Source organism: Bradyrhizobium sp. BEA-2-5 (assembly GCF_032918025.1).
GTDB classification, from domain to species: Bacteria; Pseudomonadota; Alphaproteobacteria; order Rhizobiales; family Xanthobacteraceae; genus Bradyrhizobium; species Bradyrhizobium pachyrhizi.
The window spans coordinates 1039576-1052448 of the sequence record NZ_CP136629.1 but is presented as its reverse complement, the minus strand read 5'-3'; the positions used below and the strand labels follow the sequence as shown (position 1 = coordinate 1052448).

The 12873-nt window shown below is 64.3% G+C and carries 11 protein-coding genes and 1 pseudogene; 8 read left to right on the top strand and 4 right to left on the bottom strand.

Going from position 1 to position 12873, the window contains the following annotated elements; translation table 11 throughout:
- Positions 1-348: 348 nt before the first annotated feature.
- Positions 349-636: a hypothetical protein gene (locus tag RX327_RS04795; protein ID WP_075969423.1), complete on the top strand. Its 288-nt coding sequence runs from the start codon at positions 349-351 to the stop codon at positions 634-636.
- 109 nt (positions 637-745) lie between these two features.
- Here the strand turns inward: RX327_RS04795 and RX327_RS04790 are convergent, their stop codons facing one another.
- Both RX327_RS04790 and glf read right to left on the bottom strand, forming a co-directional pair.
- Positions 746-2014 carry a serine hydrolase domain-containing protein gene (locus RX327_RS04790; protein WP_317251204.1) on the bottom strand — a complete coding sequence of 423 codons (1269 nt, stop codon included), beginning with the start codon at positions 2012-2014 and terminating at the stop codon, positions 746-748.
- 213 nt (positions 2015-2227) lie between these two features.
- Positions 2228-3289 (bottom strand): annotated as a pseudogene (glf, locus tag RX327_RS04785) (UDP-galactopyranose mutase); the annotation flags it as partial.
- 198 nt (positions 3290-3487) lie between these two features.
- Between glf and RX327_RS04780 the strand changes: the two are divergent.
- From RX327_RS04780 to RX327_RS04770, 3 genes are all read left to right on the top strand, one after another.
- A complete protein-coding gene (locus tag RX327_RS04780; protein WP_317249633.1) occupies positions 3488-4720 on the top strand; it encodes a hypothetical protein in 1233 nt (410 codons plus the stop codon).
- Between the two features lie 73 nt (positions 4721-4793).
- A complete protein-coding gene (locus RX327_RS04775; protein WP_050382283.1) occupies positions 4794-5147 on the top strand; it encodes a caspase domain-containing protein in 354 nt (117 codons plus the stop codon).
- Between the two features lie 47 nt (positions 5148-5194).
- Positions 5195-5947, top strand: a complete 753-nt coding sequence (locus RX327_RS04770; RefSeq protein WP_050382286.1) for a caspase domain-containing protein — start codon at positions 5195-5197, stop codon at positions 5945-5947.
- Between the two features lie 40 nt (positions 5948-5987).
- On the opposite strand, the gene RX327_RS04765 is transcribed toward RX327_RS04770, so the two are convergent.
- Both RX327_RS04765 and RX327_RS04760 read right to left on the bottom strand, forming a co-directional pair.
- Positions 5988-6551, bottom strand: a complete 564-nt coding sequence (locus RX327_RS04765) for a DUF488 family protein (RefSeq protein ID WP_050382288.1) — start codon at positions 6549-6551, stop codon at positions 5988-5990.
- Positions 6544-6753, bottom strand: a complete 210-nt coding sequence (locus RX327_RS04760; RefSeq protein WP_050382290.1) for a DUF2945 domain-containing protein — start codon at positions 6751-6753, stop codon at positions 6544-6546. The genes RX327_RS04765 and RX327_RS04760 overlap by 8 nt, the downstream gene beginning before the upstream one ends.
- A 1281-nt stretch (positions 6754-8034) precedes the next feature.
- On the opposite strand from RX327_RS04760, the gene RX327_RS04755 reads away from it, so the two are divergent.
- The 4 genes from RX327_RS04755 to RX327_RS04740 all read left to right on the top strand — a co-directional run bounded on the left by RX327_RS04755 (position 8035) and on the right by RX327_RS04740 (position 12836).
- Complete coding sequence (locus tag RX327_RS04755) at positions 8035-8487, top strand: hypothetical protein (RefSeq protein ID WP_050382291.1); 453 nt, start codon at positions 8035-8037, stop codon at positions 8485-8487.
- A gap of 701 nt (positions 8488-9188) precedes the next feature.
- Positions 9189-10328, top strand: a complete 1140-nt coding sequence (locus RX327_RS04750; RefSeq protein WP_317249632.1) for a TRAP transporter substrate-binding protein — start codon at positions 9189-9191, stop codon at positions 10326-10328.
- Positions 10329-10422: 94 nt separating this feature from the next.
- Positions 10423-11091: a TRAP transporter small permease subunit gene (locus RX327_RS04745; RefSeq protein WP_028333710.1), complete on the top strand. Its 669-nt coding sequence runs from the start codon at positions 10423-10425 to the stop codon at positions 11089-11091.
- Positions 11088-12836, top strand: a complete 1749-nt coding sequence (locus tag RX327_RS04740) for a TRAP transporter large permease subunit (RefSeq protein ID WP_317249631.1) — start codon at positions 11088-11090, stop codon at positions 12834-12836. The genes RX327_RS04745 and RX327_RS04740 overlap by 4 nt, the downstream gene beginning before the upstream one ends.
- The last annotated feature ends 37 nt before the right edge of the window (positions 12837-12873 follow it).

Genomic DNA, 12873 nt, shown 5'->3' with positions numbered 1-12873 from the left:
AGTAGTTATACGATCTTCGCAGCCGCGCACGAATTGGGGAGACTGGCCGCACGCTCCCTTGTCAGGGCGCTTTCCTCCCTGAGACCTTGCCCGCCGCAGTGGCGGGCTTCCTTTTACGAATCGCCCCGGGTTTTCGAGGCGCCGCTCGCGCATTCGCCGTTATAGCCATATAAGCATAACGGGCCGGCGACGGATGCATCCTGCCCGGCAGTGCCCTCCCGGAGCACAAGCCCCTTCACAAGAACCTGATCCCACGCTCGCGCAGATTTGCCTTTGCGAGATGCATGGCAGATCAGGAACGCCGCTCCATGGCGGTCGTTGGTCGGGACACCAGCAAGGAGAGTGTGAATGCAACGAAAGACCAAGATATTGTCCCTCGCCGCGGCGTCCCTGATCGCAACAACGGCAGGCGCGTTCGCACAAGGCTATTATCCTTACGGGAACCCTGGACCGAGATACTATGGCGGCCCCCGCTATCAGGCCGTGCAGCCTGACGTGATGTACTCTCCGGCGGAGCCAGGCTGGTACGGTTCATTCAACGGCACCAACCACCCGACGCCGAGCTCGACCCAGGGCGACGTAGGTCCTGAAGGGAACAACAACGGTACGCTGACCGGCGTGTACAGGCGCTGGTAGGCCCGCGAAATTGAGGCCCGTCGCTCGCTTGAGCGACGGGCTTTTTTGCTGTTCCACGCTCACTTGTGCAAAACGTGAGTACGTGAGGTTCGACTTTTCCGCTGAGGCGTTACTTCACCATCGCGCCATAGACGATGTCCTGAACCTGCTCGCGGTAATATTTCCTGAGCTCGCCAGGCGCGGCCGTTCCCACCACCACGACGAGACGCTCCTTGGGATCGCAGAAGAACTGCGTTCCGTAGGCACCATTCCAGGTGAACTCGCCGGGATTGCCGGGGACCGACGCCAGCCCCTCGCCGGTTCGCACTGCGACCGAAAGGCCGAAGCCGAAGCCGCCGCGATGCGGCTCGACATTGGCCACCTTGTTCTTGATCCCGGGGCCGAGGTGATTGGACGTCATGTGATGCACGGTCTTCGGACCGAGGATGCGCTGGCCGTCCAGCTCGCCGCCGTTGAGCAGCATCTGTCCGAAGCGCAGATAGTCGCCGACGGTGGCGAACGAGCAGGCGCCGCCACAATCGAACTTGGTCGGGGTGTCCAGGAGCTTGATGGCCTGCGGCTTGCCGGTCAGCGGATCGTTCGTGAACGGGCGGGCAAGGCGAGGGCGCTGCGCGTCGGTCGGGTGGAAGGTCGCATCCTTCATGCCGAGCGGCTGCCAGACGTTGGCGGCGAGATAGTCGCCGAGCTTCTGCTCGCTCACCTTCTCGACGACCGCGCCGAGCACGTCGATCGAGAAACCATATTCGAACTCGGTCGAGGGCTGATGCGCCAGCGGCAGCTTGGTGAGGCGGTCGATGAAGGCCTGGGTGTCGCCTTCGATCGCCGGCGCGACGCCGTCGGGATATTGCCGCGCCACCGGGCTCGATCTGTCGGGCCGGCCGCCATACATCAGGCCGGAGGTGTGGCGATAGAGATCGTGGATGAAGATCGGCTGCGCCTGCGGCTCCATCTTCAGCGAGCCGTCCGCTTGCTGAACGCCGACCTTCATGTCGGCGAAGCCCGGGTAGTAGTCGGACAGCTTGGCCTGGAGCGGCAGCCGTCCCTGCTCCATCAGGGTCAGGCCGGCGACAGCGGCCATCGGCTTGGTCATCGAGGCCAGCGCAAAGATCGCATCGATCGGCATCGGCGTGCTCTTGGCGGGATCGAGCATGCCATAGGCCTTGTAGTGGACGAGCTTGCCGTCGCGCGCAATGGCGACCACTGCGCCGGGTACGCGCTTGGCCGCGATCTCGCGCGCGAAGAAGCTATCGAGGCGCGCCAGCCCCCGCTCCGAGAAACCGACCTGGTGCGCCGACGTTTCCGGGAGCGGCGCGGCGCGGGCGATGCTGAAAGCAAAGCTAGTGGCGGCGGCAGCCGCGGCAATGACGATTTTTCTCATTGTTTCCTCACCGGGGACCGCGGGCGATTTGTTATGGCGTTCGTTGCCCGCAGCTCGCAGGATTAGATCACGCCGGCAAGGGCGACAAGACTTCGCGGCGCGCGGCCGCGTCACGCAGGGCATGCCTTGCCGGGCGAGGAACGGCTCGACCTCGTGCTCGAACGTCTTCAGCGCGGCGCCGATCGCCTGGTGCATGTCGAGATATTTGTAGGAGCCGAGCCGGCCGCCGAAAATGACATTCGGCCGCGACGCCGTCATGGCACGGTAGGAGCCGAGCATGGCGCGGTCGGCGGCGGTGTTGATCGGATAATACGGCTCGTCGCTGCGGCCCGCGAAGCGGGAATATTCGCGGTAGATCGTCGTCCGGCCTTGCGCATGCGCGCGCTCCGGATGCAAATGCCTGAACTCGTGGACGCGGGTGAACGGCACCTCGGCGTCGGCATAGTTGATGACCGCGGCGCCCTGGTAGTCGGCGACATCGTGGACCTCGCGCGCGAAGTCGACGGTACGCCAGCCGAGATGGCCGCAGGCATAGCCGAAGAAGCGGTCGATCGGACCGGTATAGACCACGAGCTGCCGCGGATTGATGCGGTCGGCGACGTCGAAATAGTCGACACCGAGGTGGACCGCGATCCTGGGATGACCGAGCATTCCGCGGAAGATCGCGGTGTAGCCGTCGAGCGGCATGCCCTCATAGCGATCGGCGAAGTAGCGATCGTCGAAGGTGAAGCGGACCGGCAGGCGGCCGATGATGTCGGCCGAAAGCTCACGCGGATCGGTCTGCCATTGCTTCTGCGTATAGCCGCGGATCAAGAGATCGTAGAGCGTGCGGCCGACCGAGGCGATTGCCTTGTCCTCAAGATTGCCGATCCCTGCGGCGCCGTGCGCGGCCGCCTCCGCCGCGATCACGGCGCGGGCCTCGTCCGGCGACATGACGCGCCCGAACGCAGCGCACACGGTCGCAAGGTTGATCGGCATCGAATAGACGCGGCCGTTCGCCACCGTGAAGACGCGATGGCGGTAGCCGGTGAACTCGGTGAAGCGGTGCAGATAGCGCCAGACGGTCTCGGAATTGGTATGGAAGATATGCGTGCCGTAGCGATGCACCTCGACGCCGCTGTCGGGATCGAGCTCCGAATAGGCGTTGCCGCCGATATGCGGACGGCGGTCGAGCACGCAGACGGAGCGGCCGAGCCTGCTCGCCACCTGCTCGGCGATCACAGCGCCGAAGAAGCCGGCGCCCACCACAACGACGTCGAAGCCATCAAGCTGCATGCGCTCTCGCCCCTCATGTCGGGTCGCGACGGCGCCCGACGGAGCTTCAACGTGACGACACGGCCGTTTCCGGCGAAATAAATCCGCCCGTCAGGATTATTCCGAGCCCGGAACGGCCGGCTCGGCCGTTCAACTGACAGCATGCAAGGCGACGGAAATGCCCGCGCGAGCAGCCACACCATCGAGCGCGGAGGTCCCATGTCCGTGATCTGCGTCCTGTATTCCAGCAACACCACCTATGACTCGCTGCGCGGCATCCTGGCGATGGCGGCGGCGGAGCTCGACCGGCTCGGGCACGAGGTCAAGATGCTCGATCTGCTGGCGCCGGATTTCTCGGCCCGGCTCAACGCCCTGCTGCCGCGGCGCGCCGAGACCATGGCGCTCGGCTTCTCCGGCATCGGACTCGATATCCACACCAAGGACGGCAGATTGTTCTGGGACGTCGCCCAGATTCCCGTCTTCACCTGGTTCTGCGATCACCCCTGCTATTTCGCCAGGCGTCACGGGCTCGAGAGCCGCTACACCGCGCATGGTTACGTGTTTCCGGACCATGCCGCATTCAACCGCGATCATCTGGGAGCCAACGGCGCCGTGTTCGCGACCCATATGGGTATCCCCAATCCCGGCTTCTTCGGCGGCCTGCCGCCGGAGAAGCGCAACGGCCGGCTGGTCTTCGCCAAGTCCGGCTGGAATCCGCTGGCGCTCGAGCGCGGCTGGCGCAAGACGATGCCGCCAAAACTGTTCGCGCTGCTGTTCGATGCGATCGCCGAGGCGCGCGGCAAGACCTGCGGCGCATTTCCGAAGATCATCGTCGACGTCGCCGAGCAGCATCTGGTCTATCTGAAGCCCGGCGGCGACCTGTTCAACGTGATCCTGACCCGGCTCGACAACTACACGAGGGGCATGCGCACCCGCGAGGTGGGCGCGGTGCTCGCCGACTATCCGGTCGACTTCGTCGGCGGCGGCTGGAGCGATCTCGACGTCAGCGGGCGTCCGGCCCGCGTGCTGGGCGCGATGACCTTCGATGCGGTGCGCGAAGGCCTCGGCAGCTACCTTGCCGCGGTCTCGCTCAATCCCAATATCGACTTGTCGGTGCATGACCGGGTGTTCTTCGCGCTCGGCGCCGGCACCGTGCCGGTGTTCGACGCCAACCGCTTCTCGGCCGCGGAGATGCCGCATCTCGCCCGCTTTAGCTTCGGCCAGGACACGACCAGCATCGCCGCCGCCGTCGAGGCCGTGCTGGCCGATCCGTCAGCGGCGCAGGCGGCGGCCGCGACCACCTTGCGCGAGCTTTATCCGCGCTTCTCGATGCAGCGGTCGGTGCAGGACATCCACGAGATCACGATGTCGATCGCGGGCGCCGCCGGCGCCAGTATGTTGCCGGCCGAGCCGGTGCCGGCCGGCGTCTGGACGCCGAAGCAGGCGGCCTGATCGCGCTCCATTTCCGTGGCCGCGTCGCGCCCGCTACGCTACCATGCACCCGTCACCTCCGATCGGGGCCAGCATGAATCGCCGCGCGTTTGTTTCGGGACTGGCCGTTGCCGCGGCGCTGGTGGGCTTCGCCGCGCCGGCGGCGGCCGACGGCAAGCGGGTGGCGCTGGTGATCGGCAACGGCGCCTACCGAAGCGTGCCGGCGCTCTCCAACCCACCGAATGACGCCGGCGATATCGCCACGGCATTGAAGCGTCTCGGCTTCGCGGTGACGCTGATCACCAATGCAGGCTTCGACGAGATGCGGCGCGGGCTGATCGCATTCGGGCGCAATGCCGCCGGCGCCGACATGGCGGCCGTGTACTTCGCCGGCCACGGCATGGAGATCAACGGCGACAACTGGCTGATCCCGGTTGATGCCGACTGAAGCGCGATACTGACGCCGCCAATGAAGCGATCAGCCTGCAAAGCGCGATGCTGCAGGTCTCGAACACCGGAAGTCTCGGCCTCGTCATCCTCGATGCCTGCCGCAACAATCCGTTCGCGGCGAAGATGAGCCGCTCGCTCGCCACCCGCGCTACTGCCGGCAGCGGGCTCGGCCGCATCGAGCCGGTCGGCAATGTGCTGGTCGCCTATGCCGCGCGCGACGGCACCACCGCGCTCGACGGCGACGGCCGCAACAGCCCGTTCGCCGCGGCGCTGCTCCGCAATATCGAGACAACGGGCGTCGAGGTCACCTTCATGTTCCGCAACGTCCGCGACGACGTGATGGAGGCGACGCGCAACGCGCAGCAGCCCTTCGTCTACGGCTCGCTGTCGCGCAAGGCGATCTATCTGGTGGCCGCGCCGCCGGCCGACGCCGCCGCCACGAAACAGGCGAACGCTGCGCCGGCAACCGCCGCATTGTCGGCGCCATCGGCGACGGCAGCCGGCGCGATCGATCCTGCGCTGGTCGGCACCTGGGAGATCATGGTGCCTAATGGTCGCGGCCAGTCGCGCTGGGTCTGGCGGATCATGGCCGACGGCACCTACCAATTCCACGCCGAGCCCTCGCGCGCCGCGCGCCCGCACGAAGGCACCGTCAGCTTTGCCAACGGCCGCTGGACGCTGCATGCGCTGAGAGGACTGAGGAATTACAACGACGGCGGCTCCTACGAGGTCCGTGGCACCATTGCCGTGATCACCGGCAAGCTCGGCACCGGCTATTGGAAACGCAGCGTGGAGTGAGTGGGCGCGGCGCGACGGTGCAGCCGGAAGCGTCGCCCTTTCACAAGTCCAGTTCACCCGTAGCCGGATAGACCACCGTGCCGTCGCCCTGGACGACGGCGCCTTCGGTGAGGCGGGCAGGCTCGAGGCGGCCCTCCCCCATGATGTGGAGGACGGTCTCGCCGGACGCGATGAGATAGTCGGCGACGATGCGGCGGTGGCAGCGCCACCACACGGCTTCCGAGCACATCATCGCGCAGCGTTGCCGGTGCCCTTCCTCGCGCAGATGTTGGAGCGCCGCGTGAAACTGCGGCGACAACGCATAGTCGGCGTAATTGTGAAAACTCTCGTTGCTCCAGAACCCGTTGACGGACGGCGCCACGCTTCGCGCCTTGCCGCGGAGCCCGCCGAGATCGGCCAGATGCTCATACGAGATATCAGCAGCCTTGAGCGACGTGGGCAGCGTGTCCTTGTTGAACTGCGGGTTGGTGCGCGACCGCGGCACCGTTCGGATATCGACGATACGCTCGATATTGGCCACGCCGAGGAGAGCGATGAAATCCTCGAGGCTGCGGGTGGAATGACCGATCGTGAAGAACGGAAGCGCCACGTCTTTGCTAGGCATGATGCAGCGCGCTGCCCTTGTGGGCCGCGACGTGATCGGTCTTGTCGCTCTTGATCTCGTATTGCGGATCGATCTCCGAGGCGCGGTGGGTGTGCCCCTTGTAGTCGAAATCGCTGGTGTGAACCGCGATGATGGTGCCCGAGACGCGGCCGGCCTCGGAATTCCAGCTGACGCGATCGCCGACCTTGAATTTCCTGGCCATGTTCGAAGCCTCCTTCAGGCGCGGAATTGCTCGTACAATACGGCGCCAATCGTCGGCACCGGGAAAGTGCAGCCGGGGCAAGCGAGCCGGCACCGGCCAGGTTCCCACCTCGCGCCTGCCGGAATTTCGCAGAACGGGTTCCGATGCTCAAGCGCGCGATCGAGCATCTCTCGGAGGATGAGCATGAGGAGATGCTCGGCGTTGTCGAGAAGCCTGCCTTGCGCGATTCCGCGCGTCGGCCAAGTGTTGAATGCGCCTCGCCGCAGCCACCGCTTTGATTATGCATTTCGCGCCAGCGTGGCACGCAGTTGAACCAACGGAACGAAGCTCGTTCAGCGGGATTGATCGCGACACCCTTGCAAGGAGTCCGGATATGCGACCAACCAAGGCTTTGCTGGTTCTCAGCTTCATCGCATCTGCAGCAACGATACTTCCTTATGACGCACAAGCCCGCCGCTTCGGAGGGGCCGGCGCTCGATCGGCTCACTTCCATGGAGGAGGAATGCGGCCTGGTTGGCATGGCGGCGGCACGCGATGGCATGCCGGCGGCTGGCACGGCGGCGGCGCGCGTTGGGCGGGCGGTGGCCATTATCGCGGTGGCCGTTACTACGGAGGCGGTTGGGGATGGCCCGGAGCTGCCGCAGCCGGCTTGGCGACCGGCGCAGCCATCGGAGCCGCGACGGCCTATAACTCCTGCTATCAGACGCGAAACGTGTGGAACGGTTACGCGTATGTTCAGCAAAGCGTGAGGGTCTGTTAGGCAATCCCGCGTCTGCGATGACATCTCAGCCGAATTCGAGATCACGGACCCGCCTGATCAACTTGCGCGAGCGAGTTCGGTAACGAGGCCTGCGGCGACATCGCACCGCAATGGGCCGCCTTGCGCCGAAGTCCGCGCGATCCTGATCACCGAAACCGATCAGGATCGTCATCGCGCTCGCCCTAGGGCTTTTCTACCAATTGATACAAAGGCCGGACTTTCCCCGTATGCGCGAAGCCGTCACCGCCGAACGCAGCTTGCGGCTTCGCCGATGGCGAGCGGCATTTTGATCCCTGTCGTGTCGCGTGGCCCATCCTCGGTCGGCACTGCCGCCGCGCTTGTTCCTCCTCGCTGGAGTCATCCTTCGATCTTCCATCAGTCACGTCGATTTGATGCGTCGTGCGAGGCGCGCAGGAACCACTTCCTGAGGTTGCATTTGGTTGAATGCGAGAAGAACCGGGAACGTTCCGGTGTGGCTTTAGCGAGCCCTGTCGCAAGCAAACCAATCTAGGGAGCAACGCATGACGAACCTGAGAATCCTTGGCGCGGCCGTGATCGTGGCCTGCGCAGTCTCCAGCCCCGCATCGGCGCAAGCGGTCTTCTCCAATCCGGCCGCCTGTTCATCTCAATTCGCCAGCGCCAACTGCCTCAACCGAGGAGCCGGGAGCCCGTACGACAGCAGGAGGGGCTATTATCAGCGGCGAACCGCCTATCGCGAACCCGTGGGGCCGGTGGGGGCCGCCGCCGGCGTGGCCGGCGCTGCCGTCGGAACGGCCGCGGCGATCGCGACCGCTCCCTTCGGCGGCTGGCGCAATTCCTACGCCGCGTACGGCACCTACGATCGGCCCGCCGCATATGGCGACTACTACGCCTGGAACGGCGACTGGAGCGCCTACGCCTCGCACAATGGCATCGTCTGCAGGCCCGGTACCTTCTTCAAGGGATCCGACGGACTCCAGCACCCCTGCCAATAGAGCTCGTCCGCGCTCAGGTTAATCTACCCAGGCGGCCTGCAAGGGCCGCCTGCTCCAGTCCTGCCGGTCGCGTCGACAGCGCCTGCGCGGCTGAAGGATCGTGTGCGCGCGAACTGCCTAGTCTGATCGACGACAACATGTGGCGCAGGTTCGCGGCATCGTGAAATCCACAATCGCGGGAGTTATTGGCGGGGAGCTGGCTCCGCTGGGGGACATGCGCGGTTCGTTGGCGATGGGTCCGTTTATCCAGCAAAACAGGCGTCTGGCTACTGACGAGTGATGACCCGCACCCCAGTGGACGGGCCACCTACAGCAAAGTTCGACCCGTCATTCAGGCCGGCCGGCGGATTAACCCTCGCTCCACTGTGGTTGCTGTTGCCGGATGACCGGGTTGGTGCTCCCCGAAGCACGAGGTTGCCGGACGGGGATACTCTATAACCATAACTACTGCCCACACTTTGGGCGAAGGCATCGGTAGTTACCGCAAAAGCGCCCAGCATCAGCGCCGCACCTGCAACAGCAACGACTTTCGTAAACACCGTGGTCTGGTCCTCGTGCGGCGCGTCATCACCGCAGTCCGCGTCGTAGCGTCGCATCATTCCGAACATTCTTGCCAAACCCCTGCGCAAGATTTTGACTTGTTCCAATAAAAAAAGGGGCTGATCCGCAAGGGATCGCTATTCCAAGGGGAGGAGGCAGTCATGACCAAATCAAACAAGGGCAGCACTCCGAACCGCCGCGGCTTTCTCAAGGTCGCTGCTGCGGGGGCCGCCGCGACGGTAGCCGCGCCGAGCGTCGTCAGCGCCCAGGGGCCGATCAGCATGCGCTGGCAAAGCACCTGGCCGTCAAAGGACATTTTCCACGAATACGCCCTCGACTACGCCAAGAAGGTCAACGACATGACCGGCGGCGAGCTCAAGATCGAAGTGCTGCCGGCAGGCGCTGTCGTGCCCGCCTTCGGCCTGCTCGATGCCGTCTCCAAGGGCGTGCTCGACGGCGGCCATGGCGTGCTGGTCTATCACTACGGCAAGCAGACCGCGCTGGCGTTGTGGGGCTCGGGACCAGGCTTTGCGATGGACGCCAACATGCTGCTGGCCTGGCACCGCTATGGCGGCGGCAAGGAGTTGCTCGCAAAACTTTATGAATCGATCGGCGCCAATGTCGTCTCGTTCCCCTACGGGCCGATGCCGACCCAGCCGCTCGGCTGGTTCAAGAAGCCGATCACCAGGCCCGAGGATATCAAGGGTCTGAAATTCCGCACCGTCGGCATCTCGATCGATGTGTATTCGGGGATGGGCGCTGCCGTGAACGCGCTGCCCGGTGGCGAAATTGTAGCTGCCATGGACCGCGGCCTCCTGGATGCGGCGGAGTTCAACAATGCCACCTCCGACCGCGTACTCGGCTTCCCCGATGTCTCCAAGGTCTGCATGCTGCAGAGCTATCATCAGAACGCCGAGCAGTTCGAGATCACGTTCAACAAGGACAAGTACAACGCGCTGCCGGACAAGATGAAGGCGATCATCGCCAACGCGGTGGACGCAGCCTCGGCAGATATGTCCTGGAAGGCGATCGACCGCTATTCTAAGGACTATGTGGAGCTGCAGACCAAGGACAACGTCAAGTTCTACAAGACCCCCGATGCCATCCTGAAGCAGCAGCTCGAGATCTATGACGGCGTGGTGCAGAAGAAGGCGGCAGAGAACCCGCTGTTCAAGGAGATCGTGCAGTCGCAGATCGCGTTCGCCAAGCGTGCGACACAATGGGAGCAGGACACGGTGGTGAACCGCCGCATGGCCTACGATCACTATTTCGGGCCCAACGCCGCCGCCAAGAAACTCTGATGCCGAAATAAACCCGGCAAGGGCGCCGTCCGGACCACCCTCCGGACGGAGCCTTGTGCTATGTTGGGATCGTTTTTATGCCGAACCGTATCACATGAGCGTCCAGAGCTTACTGTACAAGATCGACGGCATCTCGACCTGGGTCGGCAAGGCGACCGCCTGGCTGATGATCGTCCTGATGAGCGTCGTCTGCATCGAAGTGTTCAAGCGCTACGCCGCGAACATGCCGACGGCATGGATCTTCGACGCCGAGAACATGCTGTACGGGTCTCTGTTCATGCTGTGCGGCGCCTATACGCTGGCGCAGAATGCCCATGTCCGCGGCGACTTCCTGTACTCCTCGATGCGGCCGCGCACGCAGGCCACGCTCGATCTTGTTCTCTACTTCGTGTTCTTCATTCCGGGCATCGCCGCGCTGATCTATGCAGGCTATTTCTACGCCGCGGATTCCTGGCACATCAACGAGCATTCCAACGTCACGGCGGACGGCCCGCCGGTCTACCACTTCAAGACCGTCATCCCGATCGCGGGCGCGCTGATCATGCTGCAGGGGATCGGCGAGATCATCCGCTGCATCGTGTGCCTGAAGACCGGCGAATGGCCGAGCCGGCTTGCCGACGTCGCCGAGACCGACGTCATCGGGGAGCAGCTCGCGCACTCTGAATTCGTGGACGAGGAATCGCGCAAGCTCGCCATCGAGGGCGCGGCGCGCATCGATGAAATGGCGCGGCAACGCGGCATGGGCGGGGACCTGAACACATGAGCGATCCCGCGCTCGGCCTGTTGATGCTGACGCTCATCGTCGTCGTCATCATGATGGGCTTTGCCACGGCGTTTACGCTGATGGGCCTTGGCATGTTCTTCGGCTTCATCGCCTTCTACGACCCGTCGCAGAACTGGACGCACAACAAGGTTTTCGAGCTGATGGTCCAGCGCACCTACGGCGCGATGACCAACGACGTGCTGATCTCCATCCCGTTGTTCGTGCTGATGGGCTATGTGATGGAGCGCGGCGCCCTCGTCGACAAGATGTTCTATTCGATCCAGCTCGCCTTCCGCCGCCTGCCCGCCTCGCTCGCGGTCGCGACCCTGATCGTGTGCACGTTCTGGGGAATCGCCTCCGGGCTCGTCGGCGCGGTGGTGGTGCTGATGGGCGTGATCGCCTTCAACCCGATGCTGCGCGCCGGTTATGACGTGAAGCTCGCCTCCGGCGTCATCACCGCGGGCGGCACGCTCGGCATCCTGATCCCGCCTTCGGTGATGATCATCGTCTATGCCGCGGTCGCCGGCCAGTCCGTGGTCAAGCTCTATGCGGCGGCGATGCTTCCCGGCTTCTTCCTGGCGTTCCTCTACCTTGTCTATGTCGTGGGCTGGGCGATGATCAACCCGAAGATCGCCCCGCCGCTGGCGGAGGAGCAGACCCGCGTCAACGTGCCCGAATGGATCAGGAATTTCGCGGCGCTGTATTCGCCGAACCTGTTCGTCGGCCTGTTCCAGGCGCTGCTCTCGCCCGCAAAGGCGAAGACGCTCCAGATCGACGGCAAGCCGATGGGCTATGGCGCGATCGTGCAGAACTTCCTCATTTCGCTGGTGCCGTTCCTGATGACCGCAGCCGCGCTCGGCACGGTCTGGTGGTACGTCGTGATCCACCAGCAGGCCGGCGCCGCGAGCGGAGCCGTCGAAGGCCTGCAGCAGCTTGGCAGCCCGGTCGAGCCGAAGGAGCTGTCGCCCGCTGAAAAGGGACCGGACACCCAGTTCTACGTCTGGTTCGCGATCTCAGTCGCCGTGCTGGCGGCGTGGACGGCGCGCTCTTACTTGCGCATGGACGGCGAACGCTTCGAAGTGTTGAAGCTCTTGACGTCGTCGGTGATGCCGCTCGGCATCCTCACCGTCGTGGTGCTGGGGGTGATCCTGTTCGGCATCACGACCGCGACCGAGTCCGCCGGCGTCGGCGCCGCCGGCGCCTTCATCCTCGCTTTCCACGCCCGCACGCTCGACTGGAAGCGCACCAAGGAAGCGGTGTTCCTGACCGCAAAGACGACCGCGATGGTCTGCTGGCTGTTCGTCGGCTCGGCGCTGTTCTCGGCGGTGTTCGCCATTCTCGGCGGTCAGGCGCTGCTGGAAAGCTGGGTGCTGTCGCTCAACATGACGCCCGTGCAGTTCATGATCTTGTCCCAGGTGATCATCTTCCTGCTCGGCTGGCCGCTGGAATGGACCGAGATCATCATCATCTTCGTGCCGATCTTCCTGCCGCTGCTGAAGCACTTCAACATCGATCCGATCCTTTGGGGCACGCTGGTGTTCGTGAACTTGCAGGCCGCGTTCCTGTCGCCGCCGGTCGCGATGTCGGCGTTCTATCTCAAGGGCGTCGCCCCGAAGCACGTTACGCTGAACCAGATATTCGCCGGCATGATGCCCTACATGCTGATCGTGATCCTGTGCATGGTGATCATGTATCTCTGGCCCGGCATGACGCTGTGGCTGCCGAACTATTTGTACGCGAGTTGAGGCGCAGCGGGGAGCACCGGGCGCTGGTCAAAAACGG

Bases quoted from the DNA above. Each gene is read 5' to 3' on its own strand.
- RX327_RS04795 (WP_075969423.1), top strand. From the start codon at position 349: ATGCAACGAAAGACCAAGATATTGTCCCTCGCCGCGGCGTCCCTGATC.
- RX327_RS04790 (WP_317251204.1), bottom strand. From the start codon at position 2,014: ATGAGAAAAATCGTCATTGCCGCGGCTGCCGCCGCCACTAGCTTTGCT.
- RX327_RS04780 (WP_317249633.1), top strand. From the start codon at position 3,488: ATGTCCGTGATCTGCGTCCTGTATTCCAGCAACACCACCTATGACTCG.
- RX327_RS04775 (WP_050382283.1), top strand. From the start codon at position 4,794: ATGAATCGCCGCGCGTTTGTTTCGGGACTGGCCGTTGCCGCGGCGCTG.
- RX327_RS04770 (WP_050382286.1), top strand. From the start codon at position 5,195: ATGCTGCAGGTCTCGAACACCGGAAGTCTCGGCCTCGTCATCCTCGAT.
- RX327_RS04765 (WP_050382288.1), bottom strand. From the start codon at position 6,551: ATGCCTAGCAAAGACGTGGCGCTTCCGTTCTTCACGATCGGTCATTCC.
- RX327_RS04760 (WP_050382290.1), bottom strand. From the start codon at position 6,753: ATGGCCAGGAAATTCAAGGTCGGCGATCGCGTCAGCTGGAATTCCGAG.
- RX327_RS04755 (WP_050382291.1), top strand. From the start codon at position 8,035: ATGACGAACCTGAGAATCCTTGGCGCGGCCGTGATCGTGGCCTGCGCA.
- RX327_RS04750 (WP_317249632.1), top strand. From the start codon at position 9,189: ATGACCAAATCAAACAAGGGCAGCACTCCGAACCGCCGCGGCTTTCTC.
- RX327_RS04745 (WP_028333710.1), top strand. From the start codon at position 10,423: ATGAGCGTCCAGAGCTTACTGTACAAGATCGACGGCATCTCGACCTGG.
- RX327_RS04740 (WP_317249631.1), top strand. From the start codon at position 11,088: ATGAGCGATCCCGCGCTCGGCCTGTTGATGCTGACGCTCATCGTCGTC.